12 protein-coding genes are annotated in these 17,173 nt (G+C 44.1%); 7 read left to right on the top strand and 5 right to left on the bottom strand.

Annotated features, from left to right (window positions below):
• Positions 1 to 243: 243 nt before the first annotated feature.
• Complete coding sequence (locus ACYTPF_RS17900; protein ID WP_015068144.1) at positions 244 to 864, bottom strand: FKBP-type peptidyl-prolyl cis-trans isomerase; 621 nt, start codon at positions 862 to 864, stop codon at positions 244 to 246.
• Between the two features lie 233 nt (positions 865 to 1,097).
• Here ACYTPF_RS17900 and ppc point away from each other — a divergent pair, with 233 nt between their 5' ends.
• Positions 1,098 to 3,719, top strand: coding sequence for a phosphoenolpyruvate carboxylase (gene ppc, locus ACYTPF_RS17905; RefSeq protein WP_461853156.1), 2,622 nt, complete (start codon positions 1,098 to 1,100; stop codon positions 3,717 to 3,719).
• A gap of 156 nt (positions 3,720 to 3,875) precedes the next feature.
• Here the strand turns inward: ppc and katG are convergent, their stop codons facing one another.
• Positions 3,876 to 6,065: a catalase/peroxidase HPI gene (katG, locus tag ACYTPF_RS17910; protein ID WP_461853157.1), complete on the bottom strand. Its 2,190-nt coding sequence runs from the start codon at positions 6,063 to 6,065 to the stop codon at positions 3,876 to 3,878.
• A gap of 509 nt (positions 6,066 to 6,574) precedes the next feature.
• Between katG and ACYTPF_RS17915 the strand changes: the two genes are divergently transcribed.
• Positions 6,575 to 6,745: a hypothetical protein gene (locus ACYTPF_RS17915; RefSeq protein ID WP_202941858.1), complete on the top strand. Its 171-nt coding sequence runs from the start codon at positions 6,575 to 6,577 to the stop codon at positions 6,743 to 6,745.
• 443 nt (positions 6,746 to 7,188) lie between these two features.
• Here the strand turns inward: ACYTPF_RS17915 and mdh are convergent, their stop codons facing one another.
• Positions 7,189 to 8,127, bottom strand: coding sequence for a malate dehydrogenase (gene mdh / locus ACYTPF_RS17920; protein WP_015068149.1), 939 nt, complete (start codon positions 8,125 to 8,127; stop codon positions 7,189 to 7,191).
• A gap of 237 nt (positions 8,128 to 8,364) precedes the next feature.
• On the opposite strand from mdh, the gene argR reads away from it, so the two are divergent.
• Positions 8,365 to 8,829 carry a transcriptional regulator ArgR gene (argR, locus tag ACYTPF_RS17925; protein WP_179984645.1) on the top strand — a complete coding sequence of 155 codons (465 nt, stop codon included), beginning with the start codon at positions 8,365 to 8,367 and terminating at the stop codon, positions 8,827 to 8,829.
• An 84-nt stretch (positions 8,830 to 8,913) separates the two neighbouring features.
• Here the strand turns inward: argR and ACYTPF_RS17930 are convergent, their stop codons facing one another.
• Positions 8,914 to 9,597 (bottom strand): type 1 glutamine amidotransferase domain-containing protein, encoded by a 684-nt coding sequence (locus tag ACYTPF_RS17930; RefSeq protein ID WP_461853158.1) that lies wholly within the window; start codon positions 9,595 to 9,597, stop codon positions 8,914 to 8,916.
• A gap of 193 nt (positions 9,598 to 9,790) precedes the next feature.
• Entirely contained in the window at positions 9,791 to 12,820 is a 3,030-nt protein-coding gene (locus ACYTPF_RS17935; RefSeq protein WP_461853159.1) for a TonB-dependent receptor, read from the bottom strand.
• Between the two features lie 376 nt (positions 12,821 to 13,196).
• Between ACYTPF_RS17935 and ACYTPF_RS17940 the strand changes: the two genes are divergently transcribed.
• From ACYTPF_RS17940 to ACYTPF_RS17955, 4 genes are all read left to right on the top strand, one after another.
• Positions 13,197 to 14,093, top strand: a complete 897-nt coding sequence (locus ACYTPF_RS17940; protein ID WP_461853160.1) for a type 2 periplasmic-binding domain-containing protein — start codon at positions 13,197 to 13,199, stop codon at positions 14,091 to 14,093.
• Positions 14,090 to 15,043 (top strand): hypothetical protein, encoded by a 954-nt coding sequence (locus ACYTPF_RS17945; protein WP_461853161.1) that lies wholly within the window; start codon positions 14,090 to 14,092, stop codon positions 15,041 to 15,043. Before ACYTPF_RS17940 ends, ACYTPF_RS17945 begins: the two co-directional genes overlap by 4 nt.
• 188 nt (positions 15,044 to 15,231) lie before the next feature.
• A complete protein-coding gene (gene udk, locus ACYTPF_RS17950) occupies positions 15,232 to 15,855 on the top strand; it encodes a uridine kinase (protein WP_014950808.1) in 624 nt (207 codons plus the stop codon).
• 12 nt (positions 15,856 to 15,867) lie between these two features.
• Positions 15,868 to 17,079, top strand: a complete 1,212-nt coding sequence (locus ACYTPF_RS17955; protein ID WP_461853162.1) for a NupC/NupG family nucleoside CNT transporter — start codon at positions 15,868 to 15,870, stop codon at positions 17,077 to 17,079.
• The last annotated feature ends 94 nt before the right edge of the window (positions 17,080 to 17,173 follow it).

A 17,173-nucleotide genomic window follows, 5' to 3' on the forward strand; every position in this document is an offset into this window, starting at 1 on the left:
ATACGCTTTTTCCAGCATATCGCATACATGCATTCTCACCAACAAAACATAGTAGCATCACATATTTAGATTTGAAAAAGCGAAACACAAACAACCTCAGAGTATGAGTACATCGCTCGTTTACAAACTAAGCGTTAGAAAAGTAAAAGGAATAGACTAGAAGATAGAAAGGAATAAAAGATTAAACAAAGAAGAATACAGGTATTCACAGGAGTACCACTGGGCACTCCCGTGAAGAAATCATTAACCTAGAACGTCAAGAAGTTCTACGTCAAAGATTAGGGTGCTGTAAGGTGCAATAGCTGCGCCAGCGCCTTGCTCACCATAAGCTAGGTCGTGTGGTACGTATAGACGATACTTTGAACCTGCTTTCATAAGTTGAAGTGCTTCGGTCCAACCTTTGATTACGCCGCCTACTGGGAACTCAGCTGGCTGACCACGCTCGTAAGAGCTATCAAACGTAGTACCGTTTATAAGCGTACCGTGGTAGTGAACACGTACTGTGCTAGAAGCATCTGGAGTCTCGCCGTCACCTTCAGTAACAACTTCGTATTGAAGACCAGATTCAGTTACGGTTACTTCGTCACGCTTTGCGTTTTCTTCAAGGTACTTTGTGCCTTCTTCAATAACCGCTTTGCTTGCTTCTTCTTTAGCAGCTTGCATACGCTTGTGAATTTCGCCAAACGCATCACGTAGAGTGTCGTTATCAACCTGAGGTGCTTGACCTGCGAAGGCGTCTTTAAGGCCAGCTACAACAGCGTCAATCGCTAGTCCGTCAAACGGATTTGATTGTAGTTGTTGACCCATTTGAAAACCAATGCCGTAGCTTGCTTGGGTTTCTACTGTATTGAATGTATCAGTCACAAGAACTCCTGAAATTAAATTACAAATGCAGTACAAATTTCAAACAAAACGCATAACGCGAGAATGTTTCTGCATTTTCCGGTGCAAGAGTGTATCACACCACAAAATATCTTGCTTTGAGCAATGTTAACTAGGGTGCAAAAGTATCAAAATGTTGTAAATTATAACCGAAAGTGGTTAGACAAGTCGCAAAGGACACAGTATGGTTAGGCCCATATATTTAGGAGGAAAGCATGCAAACACACTACGATGCTGAACTGAAAGATACCGTTCGATACCTTGGTAAAACCCTTGGTGAAACAATCAAAAATCAATTAGGTCAGGAGTGGTTAGACCGTATTGAAAAGATTCGAAAAGGCGGCCGAGCTTCTTATCAGGGAGACGCTACCTGTAGCGAAGAACTGAAAGAAACTTTCAAAACAATGTCTGACAGCGATTTGCTTACTGTTGGTCGTGCCTTCGCACAATTCTTGAACCTAGGTAATATTGCCGAGCAAGAATACAACGCGGCGATGAATGTTGATGCATCCATTGATGCTCTGTTTAAACACCTAGATAAAGCAGAACTGACTGCTGACAAAGTACAAGACGCCGTTGCAAAACTAAACATTGATCTTGTATTAACCGCGCACCCTACCGAGGTTACGCGCCGTACACTTATTCATAAACATAAAGAGCTAGCGGATTGTCTTCAGGCTGTGCATCAAGCATCGTTAAGTGATGTTGAGCGCAAAAAGATAGAAAGACGCATCGCTGACCTTATTGCACAGGCTTGGCACACTGAAGAAATTCGTTCAGTGCGCCCGACGCCTGTTGATGAAGCGCGCTGGGGCTTCTCGGTCATTGAAAACTCATTGTGGGAAGCAGTACCTGACTTCATGCGCGAGCTTGATGGTCGTTTAAACGAAGACTACGACGTATCGCTACCGCTAGACTCGTCACCAGTACAATTTAGCTCTTGGATGGGTGGAGACAGAGACGGTAACCCATTTGTTACTTCGAAAGTAACTGAGCAAGTATTGCTGCTGGCAAGAAAGCGCGCGGCTAAGCTTTTCGCTATCGACCTTGATCGTTTGCAAGTAGAACTTTCAATGTACGATTGCAACGAAGAACTACGTGAACAAGTAGGCGATGCAAACGAACCGTACCGCGCCCTACTTCGCCCGTTGGTTAATAAGTTTATTGCTACTCGTGACGGCATTGCCGACTATCTTGCGGGTAAAAACCCGGACACGTCTAACTGGATAGAAAGCGACGATGAGCTTATCGAGCCGTTGATGCTTTGCTATCAGTCGCTATTAGACTGCGGTATGCAGGTTGTTGCTAATGGCCTACTTCTAGACACCATTCGCCGTGCTCGCGTATTTGGTATTCATCTTCTACGTCTTGATGTGCGCCAAGACTCTGAACGTCACGCAGACGTATTTAGCGAACTCACTCGCTATTTAGGTTTGGGCGATTACGCACAGTGGAGCGAAGCCGACAAGCAAGCATTCTTATTGCGCGAGCTTGGTTCGAAACGTCCTCTGTTCCCTGCTCAATGGGATGCATCAGACGATGTAAAAGAAGTACTTGAGACCTGTAAGGTCATTGCAAAACACAGCAAGCATGGCTTTGGTATCTACATTATCTCTATGGCAAGTGAGCCATCAGATGTCATGGCTGTTCAGCTGCTTCTTCAAGAAAGTGGTGTAGACTGGCCGATGCCGGTAGCACCACTATTTGAAACGCTTGACGATTTGAACAACTCACCAGATGTAATGCGCAAACTCCTGTCTATCGACTGGTATCGCGGTTACGTGAAAGGTCGTCAGTTTGTCATGATTGGTTACTCTGATTCAGCAAAAGATGCAGGCGCATTGGCTGCGGGTTGGGCACAGTATCAGTCGCAAGAAGCATTGGTTGCCATTGCAGAAGAATTCGACGTAAGCCTCACCCTATTCCACGGGCGTGGCGGTACGATTGGTCGTGGTGGATTGCCAGCACACGCTGCTATTTACTCACAGCCTCCTGGCTCACTAGAAGGCGGTTTCCGTGTAACAGAACAGGGCGAAACCATTCGCTATAAGTTCGGTATGCCTAAACTGGCTAAACGCAGCCTAGGTATTTACGCCAGCGCCATTATTGAAGCCATGTTGTTCCCACCTCCGGCACCAAAAGAAGAGTGGCGTGAGCTTATTACCGCAATGGCAGCGCAAGGTCGTGATAACTACCGTGCAACTGTACGTCACGATGAAGAGTTTGTACCTTATTTCCGCGTGGCTACACCAGAGCAAGAGTTAGGTAAACTACCTCTAGGCAGCCGCCCTGCTAAGCGTAAACCACAAGGCGGAATTGAGAGCTTACGAGCTATCCCATGGATCTTCGCTTGGGCACAAACCCGTTTAGTGCTGCCAAGCTGGTTAGGCGTTATGCGCGCTATTGATAGCGTGAAGACTCCTGAGAACGAGAAAGTGGTTAACGAGATGTTTAGCGAATGGCCGTTCTATCGTTCGCGTCTTTCAATGCTAGACATGGTGTTCCACAAAGCTGACCCACGCATAAGCGAAGCTTATGATGAGCGCCTAGTACCTAAAGAGCTTAAGCACTTTGGTGAAGCGCTGCGTAGCGAACTTAAAGAAAGCATCTCGTCATTGTTAGCTATCACAGGCGATGACGACATTATGAAGAACGACCCGCAAGGTAAAGAGTCGATGGAGATCCGTGCAGGATACCTTCAGCCACTTCATTACCTGCAAATTGAACTTCTAGATCGTATCCGTAAAGCCGGTGACGATGCGCAGAACACTAGCCTAGAACGCGCCATGATGGTAACCATTGCAGGTATTGCAATTGGGATGCGTAACACAGGTTAAGCACCGTGTTAGCGAAGTGCTTGAATTACCGCACATAGCTTTATTATGTCCGGTCACCACTCGCTTAGCTAAGTAATAAGATAAAAAAGCCCGCTTCATCAATATGAAGCGGGCTTTTTGTTGCTTACGTGTTTTTACTTACACTTAAGATAAGTACTAACAAGCAAGATCGAAGCGGTCTGCGTTCATCACCTTTGTCCACGCTGCAACAAAGTCTTTAACAAACTTCTCTTTGCTATCATCTTGCGCGTATAGCTCAGCATACGCTCGCAACACTGAATTTGAACCAAACACTAAATCAAAACGCGTAGCGGTAAACACTTCGTCACCTGATGCTCTATCGACAATGGCGTAGCTGTTTTTCCCAGTCGGCTTCCACATGTATTTCATGTCGGTAAGATTTACGAAGAAATCCGTGCTCAGCGTGCCCACGTTGTCGGTGAATACACCATGTTTACTTCCACCGTAGTTAGTGCCAAGCATACGCATACCGCCTACTAGCACCGTCATTTCTTTTGCCGTTAGGCCAAGCAACTGGGTTTTGTCTAGCATCAGCTCTTCAGGCTTAACTGCAAAGTCTTTTTGAAGGTAGTTTCTGTAACCATCTGCAATTGGCTCTAGCGGATCAAACGATTCAGCATCGGTCATGTCGTCTGTAGCATCGCCGCGTCCAGGTGAGAAAGGAACAGGTACGTTGAAGCCTGCCGCCTTAATACCTTTTTCTATGCCCACGTTACCTGCTAAAACAATGGTATCCGCAAGACTTGCACCCGCCGCGTCAGCAAGAGGGGCAAGCACTTCTAACACCTTATTAAGACGCTCAGGCTCATTGCCTTCCCAATCTTTTTGAGGAGCTAAACGAATACGCGCACCATTAGCGCCGCCACGTAAATCTGACCCTCTAAAGGTACGAGCACTATCCCACGCTGTTGCTACCATATCGCCAACAGATAAGCCTGACTCAGCAATTTTACTCTTCAACGCATCAACGTCGTAAGACGTACTGCCCTCAGGAACCGGGTCTTGCCAAATTAACGTATCTTCTGGTACGTCAGGCCCTATGTAACGAACTTTTGGTCCTAGGTCGCGATGAGTAAGTTTAAACCATGCACGAGCAAACACTTCGCTGAAGTATTCGTGATCGTTATAGAATTTTTCAGAAATTTTTCTGTATTCTGGATCCATCTTCATCGCCATATCGGCGTCGGTCATAATGGGGTTATAGCGTTTCGATGGGTCTTCAACATCTACAGGCTTGTCTTCTTCTTTTATATTAATTGGCTCCCACTGCTCAGCGCCTGCTGGAGACTTTTTTAGTTCCCAATCGTAATTAAGTAACAGATGGAAATAGCCGTTATCCCATTGCGTAGGATTGGTTGTCCACGCTCCCTCAATACCACTTGATACGGTATCGCGGCCAATACTGCGGCTCTCGTGATTCATCCAGCCAAGACCGGCTTCTTCAATGCCTGCTGCTTCAGGGTCTGGTCCTAACGCTTCTGCACTGCCGTTACCGTGACATTTACCGACCGTGTGACCGCCCGCGGCTAACGCAACGGTTTCTTCGTCGTTCATTGCCATACGCGCAAAAGTTTCACGTACGTGAGCTGCCGTTTTAAGTGGATCAGGCTTACCATTAACGCCTTCAGGGTTTACGTAAATAAGGCCCATTTGTACCGCGGCCAACGGGTTTTCCATGGTTTCAGGGCTATCAACATCTTCATACCGCTCATCACTGGGCGCTAACCACTCTTTTTCCGCTCCCCAATAAACGTCTTTCTCTGGGTGCCAAATATCTTCTCGACCAAAGGCAAAACCATAGGTTTTAAGACCCATACTTTCATAAGCAATGGTTCCAGCAAGAACAAACAAATCAGCCCAGCTTAACTTGTTGCCATACTTCTTTTTAATTGGCCAAAGCAAACGGCGAGCTTTATCTAAGTTAACGTTATCAGGCCAAGAGTTAAGCGGTGCAAAACGTTGGTTACCAGTTGAAGCGCCACCGCGACCGTCCGCAACGCGGTACGAGCCTGCGGCATGCCACGACATACGGATCATAAGACCGCCATAGTGCCCCCAATCTGCTGGCCACCATGGCTGAGAATCTGTCATCAAATCAGTAAGATCTTTTTTAAGGGCTTGAAAGTCTAGTTTTTTAACCTCTTCACGGTAATCGAAGTCATCTCCCATTGGGTTTGTCTTCGTATCGTGCTGATGAAGAATGTCTAAGTTTAAGGCTTCAGGCCACCAGTCCATTACTGTTGTCCCCGTGGCTGTTAAACCACCATGCATGACTGGGCATTTTTTTGCCGAATCATTCACATCACCTAACTTTGCATTACTCATATTACATCCTCTTTGCCTGTTCATTAGCGTTATACAACTTACATGTTAGTCAAGTTATAGGATTGACCTATGGAGTTACGCTGTCACGTTACCATTTGATACTAAATCAGCGTTCTTCAAGCATAGTCAAAGTTCTACACTTCGCCATAATTTAAAGCATTAAATCACAATGCGAGCACTTGCCCATGAATTCCAATAGAGGTAAGCCTCTAAGCTTTTTCTCATGGCTGAGAACCACAAAATATTAAAGGGTTTTGCTTATGCTACAGTTAAAGGTATTGCTGCAGATTCAGGGGAAATCAGGCTTTTTAATGTAATGAAATTCCGTTTTCTTAATTAAATTGAACACACCTCCATTAAAATCGCCAACAGCGTATGCCGAAATTAGTCGTGGTTTGCCAAAAGAGAATACAAACAAACCTTCCGTACAGTTAAAAAGTCGCTTCGACCTTTATACACTTTAAAGGTCCCAATTCTTGGGGCGTTTATTAATAGATTAAGGATGACTTATGCAAGAGTTAAATGTAGAAGAGGTAACACAAGTGTCTGGAGCGATGAGTGACTGGACCTCTGGAGGCATGGCAGTAATAGGCCTTGGGATTGCCGGAGGTCCAGCTACAGGTATATTCGGACTCGCTGTCGGCGGAGCAATGATGTTCATTGGCTATTTCGACGAGTAAGAAGTGATAAAAGCTCACCTTTGGGCGAGCTTTTAATATCCACCTAATTAGGATAAAACACTATGAAACATAAGAAATTGGCTGATTTCACTTACCTAGTTTTGATCTTTACAACGTTCATCGCCTCCTACTTTAAAGATAGCGATTCGTTTTTTTACACATTTACCGTACTAACGCTGGGTTACATAGTCATTCTTCAGCATGGAATTATTCAACGTTTGGATTTTAACGAAGCCCCCTCCCTCTATGTGGGAAATAAATCTATAAATACAGAAAAGTGAGATTTTGGGCTGAGAGAAGTTTTGTTAAGTACACTTACACCAAAAACGCCGTCGCAATGGCTACAATGATGCAACAAAAAAAGGCTGGATAGCTAAGGTCGTTTGCGACCTTAGCTATCCAGCCTTTTCAAGCGGATGCTAATGCATCCGCTTCAAGCACTATTAGCCGTTTACGAAGTCAACGCCAAGCTTGATGTCGCCACGTAGGCCTTCAAGCATGTCGTTTTTCGCTTTTTCTTCAAACGCGCTTAGCTCACCGTATGGCAAGATTTCTTCAACACCGTTTGCGCCAAGGCGTACTGGGTGTGCGAAGAATGCTGCGTCGTCGCTGTCGTCAGTTTGTACGTAAGTGTACTCAACAACGTTCTCACCTTGCATTGCTGCAACTAGAGACAGGCAGAAACGAGCTGCTGCTTGACCCATTGAAAGGGTTGCAGAGCCGCCGCCAGCTTTCGCTTCAACAACTTCAGTACCCGCATTTTGGATACGAGTAGTTAGGCTAGATACTTCTTCGTCTGTAAACTCTACGCCTTCAACTTGTGAAAGAAGAGGAAGGATAGTTGTACCAGAGTGACCACCGATTACCGGTACGTGCACAGAAGATACGTCTACATCTTTAAGTTCAGCAACGAAAGTTTCAGCACGGATAACGTCTAGTGTCGTTACACCGAAAAGCTTGTTCTTGTCGTAAACGCCTTTAGCTTTAAGCGTTTCAGCTGCAATAGCAACAGTAGTGTTAACTGGGTTAGTGATGATACCAACACACGCGTTCGGGCAGTTATCAGCTACACCTTCGATTAGGTTTTTAACAATGCCGGCGTTGATGTTGAACAGATCAGAACGATCCATACCTGGCTTTCGAGGCATACCCGCTGGAATAAGAACTACGTCTGCTCCAGTAAGTGCATCAGCTAGGTCATCTTTACCGTGACCGGTTACTTTTACCGCAGTGGGGATGTGGCTCAAATCAACGGCAACACCAGGAACAACTGGCGCAACGTCGTAAAGCGCTAAATCTGAACCTGCTGGCAATTGTGTTTTCAACAACAAAGACAGCGCCTGACCAATACCACCGGCAGCACCTAACACGGCTACTTTCATACCATTTCTCCTATGGGATTACTTCACGTATTTAAACGGAACGTCACACTAATGCAACGCGTGGGAAAACTCAATCACCGGATCGTCTTATTAACGTTATTTATGGCGATTTTCATTCGATATTCATTATCATGAATGATTATGCAAAGAAATTGCGCAAAGTCTACCTGTACGGCACAATATACGCATACTAAATACAATTCCTTACGATAACACTTAAAATAGAAAAGAGCGCTAATGGCAAACGCAAAACAAGAGCAACTCATCAAAGCTTTTAAAGAAATCCTAAAAGCAGAAAACTATGGTTCGCAGGGCGAGATTGTTGACGCTTTAAAAGCACAAGGTTTTGACAATATCAGCCAATCCAAAATCTCTAGAATGCTAAGTAAGTTTGGTGCAGTACGAACCCGAAACGCACGAGGAGACATGGTTTACTGTTTGCCCCCTGAATTAGGTATGCCTACAGCCAAAAGTCCGCTAAAACAGTTGGTACTAGATATAGTGCACAACAATGTCATGGTTATCATTAGAACTAGCCCAGGTGCAGCACAGCTTATTGCTCGTCTACTTGATTCATTGAGTAAAAAAGACGGTGTATTAGGGACTATTGCAGGTGATGATACTATTTTCATTGCCCCTGCTGATGTGACAAGAATTGAAGAATTAAGACAACGCGTTGAAGATTTATTTGAAAATGTTTAGTTAGGCAACTAAATGCTGACAAACAAAAAACAAGAAACCGCATACAAGATGCGGTTTCCAAATCGGTTGTAAACTAGGATTATCCTAAGATAAAAGCTTAATTAATGCATCCGCTGCTGGGCGTGATGACGGTGGATTCTGCCCCGTTACCAACAAGCCATCGGTAAACACTTTGACGGCGAAATCATCCGCACTTTCGTATTTACCCCCCTTTTTAACTAGCTCATCTTCAACCAGATAGGGAACAACATCGGTGAGTTCCATTGCTGCTTCTTCGCTGTTTGAAAACCCCGTTACTTGTTTGCCTTCAACTAAGTATTTACCATCTGGAGTTTTAACATCCTTAAGCACGATTGGAGCGTGGCACACTGCACCAACAGGTTTATTCGCCGCTATCGTGTCTTCAATTAATTTAATTGAGTGCACGTTGTCAGAAAGGTCCCATAGCGGGCCGTGACCGCCTGGGTAAAACACGGCGTCGAACTCATCTGCACGCACGTCTTCAAGCGGTATAGTCGAGGCAATAGCACTACGCGCTAACTCATCCTTTGTATACCGTATTGCGTCGTCTGTCATCGCATCATCTGCAAGGCTATTGGGGTCAATAGGAACTTGCCCGCCCATTGGTGATGCCAGCGTAATCGTATAGCCTTGGTCTTTAAATGCGTAATATGGCGCTGCGAACTCTTCTAACCACATGCCAGTTTTCTTACCCGTATCACCCATAATTTCGTGAGACGTCATTACCATTAGCATACGTTTTGTCATAAGCCCTCCTTGCGAGCATTTTAAAGTTTTCTCGTCAGTTAGTTCGTGTTGTTGGGAGACTTAGATCATAAGCAAACACTGTGATCGATTAATGGCTTATGTGTGAGATAAATCGCGGGCATAAAAAAGTGCCACTTCCTGTTAAGGAAAGTGGCACCTAACACTACAACTTGTAGTTAGTGTTTACTACTTCTTAGAAGCGGTAGTTAACACCCAAACGTAATTCCCAAAGTGATGCATCACCTTGACGACGTTCTGGATTAGTAGTACCTACAACAGCTGTATTGAATGAAGTCTCTTCTAGGATACCCCAATCATCGTTAAGCATATTTGTGAAGTTATCAATCACGAAGAATACTTGTGCTGAGTGGTCTTTGTGGAACGCTGGAACATCTTGGCGAACCGCGATATCAACTTTTGTCCACCAAGGGCTTTCTTCATCGTTACGCTCAGCACCAATTGGAAGTACGTTGTTAGAATCCAAGTAAGGCGTGAAGTTAAAGATGCTATTTACTTCGTCCTCAGAAATAGTAAAGCTGTATGGCTTACCAGACTGAGCAACCGCGAACGCAGAGAACGTAGTGTTGTAGCCATCAATAAGTTCAGTAGTGTAACGGAAGTCCAACGTAAAGCGGTGAGCAATGTTCCAATCCGAAAGTGAAGAAACTTCTTCATTCGGGTTAGTAAATGCTCTGAACTGGTAGTTAGAGAACGCTACTGAACTAGTCATAGGCTGAACATCTTCAGCGTGGCTGTAGTTATAACCACCCACAAGCGAGATGCCGTTGTCCCAAGTCTTGTTCATAGTCGCTGTTAATGAATAAGACGTAGAGCTTTCATCAGAGTTAGTAAGCTCTAAAGAACCCAGACCCGTTCTTTCGTACTCAATGTATCCCTCGTCGGTAAGACCTACAGGCTCTATACCTTTGTATTTAATCATCGCTTGGTCTTGCGTAATGCTTACCAAAAGATCTAGGTTAAATACGTAGTCTTCATCAGTAATATGCGTCATACCTGCAGAGATTTTCCACTCGCTTGGCATTTCAAAGTCAGGGTCTAGGTTGTTAGGCTCGAAGTTACTACCAACACCTGCATCCATTTGTTCATCTAGGTCAGATGGTACTGAGTAACCTGGTCCAGCGGTAACGCCGTCTTCAGTATTAACCCAAGTTACGCTGCCATCTAGGATGTTTGCGTAATCACCACGAACTTCACCACCGGTAACGTTGGTGTTTTGGTAGTTGTTCGTCATCCAAACGTTAGGGTTACCGCCTGAGAATAGACCAAAGCCACCGCGAAGTTCTGTGCTATCGCTTAGCGTGTAGTTAAGACCAACGCGCGGTTGAAGTAGGTCAATACCATCCAGGTTAGCTGTATTGCTGTAACCGTAAGAATCAGTAAATTCAGTGTTTTCTAGAGGACGATCTGACGTTGTGATCCAATCATAACGAAGGCCAGCAACTACTTTTAAGTCGTCAGTAAGGTAAAACTCATCTTGCGCATATGTTGAATGTGAAGTGTAACCCCACTCAGCCGCTCTATCTAAAAGGTTACCAGAGTACGCGTAACCGTAATCAATTCGAGCATTCGCGCCATTCTCGAAGTCATCAATGCTGTTGAATGTTGTTGTAGTTTCAGCATGCTGTACGAAAAGGTTGAAAATATCTAGGGTGTCGTTTTCATAACCAAATGTTAGCGTGTGACCATTATCGAAGTAATAGTTACCACGGAACATAATGCTGGTAGCATCCCAGTCAAGGTCATTAGCTTGACGGCTATCATCAGAACCTAGATAAACATCAAGATTATCAGCATCATCGTTAGGATCATTTGCCAAGCGAATGATAATTTCACCGAAATCATTTCCACCTGGAGTACCGTCGCCGTAGAAAGAACGCTGAAGGTTATCTAGCTCTGAGCGAGCTACACGGATTTCAGTAGAGAACTTATCTGTCCAATCAGAGTAAAGTACACCGATGAAAGACTGAAGTTCTGCACCACGCTCGTACAAGTGGCTTTGGAATTCAAATTCATTTGAGTCGCCATCAGACTCAGCAAAGTTATTACCGTCGTTGTAGTTATAGGTAAACGCTAAACGGTGCTGGTCATTGATATTCCAGTCTAACTTAACAAGTAGTTTTTCATCTTCGTTAGCAAGACTTGATGGTACAGAGCCCGCGTCGAAGTTGTAAACATCTTGAGAAATCTGTTGGATACGCTCAACTTCTGCTTGAGTAATATTAACTTCGTTAATTGCTCCAGAACCGATTGCGCCACGATCGAAGGTATTTGCACCTTCAAGCTTTTCGTATGCTGCGAAGATAAATAGTTTATCTTTGATAAGCGGTGCACCGACGGTGAAGCCGTAACGCTTCTCGGTATAGCCACCAAGAGTGATGTCGTCACCTTCTAGAGAGTCACCACGTAAGCTGTCGCTACCGAAGTCATAGAATGCAGAGCCGTGAACTTCATTAGTACCTGTTTTGCTTACAGCACTAATATTACACGCGGAGAAACCACCGTAGATTACGTCAAACGGTGCAATTTCAACTGATACACCAGCGATAGCGTCGAAAGAGAAAGGCATTCTTTCTGTCGGGTAGCCATTTGTGTTCAGACCGAAAAGGTCGTTCATTCGAACACCGTCAACAGTCAAGCTATTGAAACGCGGGTTTTTACCCACACACTGGATGCCGTTGCTGCCGCCTTCGTCTACGTAAATACGCGGGTCGATACGTACGATATCTGTGATATCACGGTTGATAGCAGGCGCTTCTTGAAGAGTAGAAAGGTCGAAGCTTGCGACAGGGCCAGTTTGACCGAAAGAAAGGCTGCTTACCTGAGAACCAGTAACAACAATGTTTTCGTACTGAGCTGCAGGCTCTAGCATACGCTCAATTGACGCTGACTCACCAAGCTCTAGGTAAACGTCATTGATTGTTTGATCAGCGAATTCGTCAGAATCAATTACAACTTTGTAAGGACCACCTACGCGAAGACCGCGAAGACTGAACGTACCACCGTTGTTCACAGTAACAGTTTTCACTGCGCCGGTTGGAACGTGAGTTACAGTTACTACTGTACCTACTGCTGGGTTACCTTGCGGCCCCACAATTTTACCGTTCAATTCAGATGACGTAACCTGGGCCATAGCCGTTGACGACAAACCGATTGACAGCGCAACCGCAGCCGCAATGCGACTGAACTTTGCTGATGTTCTCATGTGTGTTTCCCTTATTGTTTAAATTTGTTTTTAGGGTCGCTAGTAGGGCATTTCCCTTAGACGACCTTCAATTAATATGAATCGACAAAATTGTTATAGAGATTCATGTCAATTTTATTACAACTTTACATTTTTATTTAGCAGCAACTCCCCTAGGCGTTTGACTTTGTAAAAAATATCTTGACCAAATGGTCAGGTTAATTTACTTATTGTTATTATTGTCAATTCACGGCAATTAGCTGTTGCTATTCTTGTCATATCGAGCACTAATAAACAGCGTTTAACAAAAATCAGGTTTACCTATAAAAGATACTTTTATAACAACAACTTACCATTTAAAAATAAATTTACCTATTGCAATAAGTAACCTTAACTGATGAAATCCACATATAAATCGTTAATTCATTTGGTCGTTTTTTTGACAGATTTAAGAATTGTTACCTCTGCAAAGTGGATCGCATTAGCTATGGTTGCGTTATTATGTAGCCTAGCAAGCTATTATAAAAATTCTACATTTTATGATGACATCTTGCCTCAAACTGGTCAAACATTAACCTGCAATACAGGACTATCAGGGAATAAGGATGTATTTTCCGCTTACATAACTGATGGTCGCATAGCTGCAATGGTTAGCGAACGATTATGCTCAGATAGCACAATAAAGCGTCAATATAGCGGTATAAAGGTGGTAATTGGGCAGAGTGATTACGACACCTTCAGGTATATCAACCACGGCGTTGTTGATTTGGCCTTAGTAAAAAGCAATATCGTGGACGCGTTTGGCGCAGATAAAATATATGGTTTAACTAAGTTAGCAGCCCATCCTGATTACGCGGCATTTTTTATAGCGCTAAGAGAAAAACCATTGCTAACTAAAGAGTATTTACTTGGGAAACGCATTGGCCTTTTAGACTATCCTAGCAGCCGCTCTGGACATATAGTGCCCAAGACAGTGTTACACCATATGGGGCTTACCGACACTAATGTCGATATTATTTATTACAGTTCGCATAAAGAATTAAGACGTGCTCTTCTTGCTGGCGAAGTTGATATTATTTCAACGTATTGGGCTGAAGAAGATGCCGAAACATTTTCTAAAAATTACACCTCTCCGTTGTTAGAAAGCGTAAGCGGGATGCAATGGTACCTAAAGATGCAGACCCAAAATACGGACCTATTCTGCGCAGTTCAGTCAGTTGTCCACGAAATAGCGACAACTCACCCAAGACCATATTACAAAAATATTACCTTGGAAGAAGGGTGTAACAAATGAGTAAAGTTAAGCTACATCTGAAGTCGCCCTTAAAAATTGCGGCTACGCTTTTATTATTGGTAACTTTGCTGCAAATAGCATCGGTAGTCGGTCAATACTTTGCACATCAACTTTCCATCCATCAAGCTATTGATGTCGTCGAGAGGCGAATAAGTTTAGATAGCGCCTTCCTTGACGTTGGAAACGAAACGCTAAATACACCCGCGAACAAGTACGCCATTGAACGCTACCTTGAACGCCTCAATAAAGTAATAGAAGACAAAAAGCTCCCGGTCATAGCGAGTGCAGTTCAAGGTGTTCAAATAAACGCAGACTTATCTGAATTCCCAATTGTGCACAACTCCACTTTCAAGAATGCTGAGCAAACGATTAATATTTCAATTAATAGTAGAAATGCTTTAAGTGAAGTGAGCATTAGCTGGGTAGCCGTTCTAATCGCACTGCTTATTGCCCCATTATTTGTATTTACGAACAAAGAGAAACGAACGCAATCTACCCTTGAAGAACTCGTTGTTCCTCCTAAGCCCAAACTGATAATTAACCTTCAAGAAAAGACCATATCAAACGGTCTTGAAGACAAAGTAGTAACTTTACAAAACAAGCCTCTTTGTTTTTACACTGCTTTGGTTAAATACTGCATAGCCAATCCCAATCAACCATTACCGCCACATAAAGATGTTCCAAATGAGTTAATGACGCTAGCTAATAAATGCTTCGGCCGATTGATTGAGTTAGGCCATACAAAGAGAAAACGCCCCGATTTCAACGCAAACCTAGACAAAACGTTAAGTGAAATAAGAGCCGCCCTTGATGAGCTATTCTTGTCTTATAATGAAGAAAAAGAGAAGTATTACCCACCTCGTGCTCAGGGTGAAGGTTCACGCTCAAAGCAACACTCTTATGCATTGCCACCGATAAAAGAAGAGGATATCGAAATTATTGGTAACTAATTAAAAACTGACCACTTGGAGAACTTTTTTGTATTTTATGCGAGTTTATAAAACAGCCCGCAATACCTTGAAAATACAATAAAGTTCTAGCAAAGACCGCGCCCAAAAGTGAGAACTTGTGAATATAACATTGATTCGCGAGGCCTAAACGCGTATCTTTGCACCAACAAAACCAGCTTTATAGTACTATGCAATCGCCACTAATTATTGCCATTTCTGGAGCTTCTGGCTCTGGGAAGTCTCTTTTTACAAAAAATTTGTTTAACGGCTTCAGTGCTCAAGGCCGCCCTGTTCAAGTGCTGCGCGAAGATCACTACTATCGCGCCCAAGATCACCTTCCCATGGAACAGCGTGAGAAGAATAACTACGATCATCCAAATGCGTTTGAACACGAGCTATTGAAAGCGCACTTGCAAGCATTGCGTGATGGCCAACCTATTGACTATCCACACTACTGTTATAAAACGCACACGCGCTTACCTGAAACTGAACGCCTTAACCCAGCGCCAGTTATCATCCTTGAAGGTATCATGTTGCTTGCGCGTACCGATTTATTACCTCTATATGACGTAAAAATCTTTATCGACACTCCTCTTGATATTTGTTTGATGCGCCGAATGATGCGAGACCTGAAAGAACGTGGCCGTAGCATTGAGTCAGTGGCAAAGCAGTACGAAGAAACTGTAAAACCTATGTATCATCAATTTATCGAACCGAGCCGCTTCACTGCCGACGTAGTAGTGACGCAAGGTGGCAAAAACCAAATTGCATTAGATGTGATCAAATCACACATTCAGCAAGCGCTTCTTTAAGGAAACATTACTATGGTAAGTTTACTGGGCATTGCAGTCCTTCTGGGTATTGCCTTCGCGTTATCATCGGCGAAACGCAATATAAATTGGCGCACCGTTGGTGGCGCATTTGCTATTCAAGCATCAGTTGGCGCATTTGTCCTGTATTCTGAACCAGGTAAGGAAGTATTGTTAAGCGCGACCAAATTCGTTGCTAACATTATTGCTTACAGCCAAGAAGGTATAAACTTCTTGTTCGGTCCTATTGGCGACAAGTCAATAGCATTCATATTCGCTTTTAACGTACTTCCCGTTATTGTCTTTTTCTCAGCCCTTATCGCAGTGCTCTATCACCTTAAAGTGATGGGAGTTATCATTAAAGTTATCGGTGGCTTCTTACAAAAGGCGCTGGGTACCAGTCGACCTGAATCCATGTCATCTGCCGCTAACATCTTTGTCGGCCAAACCGAAGCCCCTCTTGTTGTTCGCCCTTTCATCCCTCACATGACAAGCTCTGAGCTGTTTGCCATTATGGTAGGCGGTTTAGCGTCAATTGCTGGCTCTGTCATGGCAGGCTACGCGGGAATGGGTGTAGACCTTAAATACTTATTGGCAGCAAGCTTTATGGCTGCGCCAGGTGGCTTATTAATGGCAAAAATCATTTTGCCTGAAACCAGTAAGCCTAATGAAGATTTACATGACGTAGACGCGGAAGACACCGGCTACGCCAATGTATTTGATGCTGCCGCCAGTGGCGCAGCGTCAGGCATGCAGCTTGCGTTAAACGTAGGTGCCATGCTACTCGCTTTCATAGCTTTAATTGCCATGTTCAACGGCCTTATCGGCTGGACGGCAGCGCTATTTGGTTATGAAAACGTTACGTTTGAAGGGATCCTGGGTTATGTACTTCAACCTCTCGCATGGGCAATCGGCGTACCATGGGAGGAAGCACAACTTGCAGGTAGCTTCATTGGTCAGAAAATGGTGGTCAACGAATTTGTTGCTTACCTCAACTTCTTAGAAAACCAATCACAGCTATCTGAAGCATCTCAGGCCATTATCACCTTTGCACTTTGTGGTTTTGCAAACTTCTCTTCTATCGCTATTTTGATGGGTGGAATTGGTGCTATGGCACCAACACGCAGAAAAGAAATTGCGAGACTGGGGCTAAAAGCTGTTATTGCTGCAACGTTATCTAACTTAATGAGTGCCGCGCTAGCGGGCTTTTACCTCTCTCTTGGTTAAATTTCATTAATTTGGACCAGTTGGTCAAGATTTTACTAGACTAACTGGTCAGGTTTCTGTAAATTACGCGCAAATTCCTCGCGGGGTTGATTTA

The sequence above is a fragment of the Alteromonas sp. HB246098 genome, assembly GCF_054890645.1.

Bases quoted from the DNA above. Each gene is read 5' to 3' on its own strand.
- ACYTPF_RS17935 (WP_461853159.1), bottom strand. From the start codon at position 12,820: ATGAGAACATCAGCAAAGTTCAGTCGCATTGCGGCTGCGGTTGCGCTG.
- ACYTPF_RS17915 (WP_202941858.1), top strand. From the start codon at position 6,575: ATGCAAGAGTTAAATGTAGAAGAGGTAACACAAGTGTCTGGAGCGATG.
- ppc (WP_461853156.1), top strand. From the start codon at position 1,098: ATGCAAACACACTACGATGCTGAACTGAAAGATACCGTTCGATACCTT.
- katG (WP_461853157.1), bottom strand. From the start codon at position 6,065: ATGAGTAATGCAAAGTTAGGTGATGTGAATGATTCGGCAAAAAAATGC.
- mdh (WP_015068149.1), bottom strand. From the start codon at position 8,127: ATGAAAGTAGCCGTGTTAGGTGCTGCCGGTGGTATTGGTCAGGCGCTG.
- ACYTPF_RS17945 (WP_461853161.1), top strand. From the start codon at position 14,090: ATGAGTAAAGTTAAGCTACATCTGAAGTCGCCCTTAAAAATTGCGGCT.
- ACYTPF_RS17930 (WP_461853158.1), bottom strand. From the start codon at position 9,597: ATGACAAAACGTATGCTAATGGTAATGACGTCTCACGAAATTATGGGT.
- ACYTPF_RS17955 (WP_461853162.1), top strand. From the start codon at position 15,868: ATGGTAAGTTTACTGGGCATTGCAGTCCTTCTGGGTATTGCCTTCGCG.
- argR (WP_179984645.1), top strand. From the start codon at position 8,365: ATGGCAAACGCAAAACAAGAGCAACTCATCAAAGCTTTTAAAGAAATC.
- ACYTPF_RS17940 (WP_461853160.1), top strand. From the start codon at position 13,197: ATGAAATCCACATATAAATCGTTAATTCATTTGGTCGTTTTTTTGACA.
- udk (WP_014950808.1), top strand. From the start codon at position 15,232: ATGCAATCGCCACTAATTATTGCCATTTCTGGAGCTTCTGGCTCTGGG.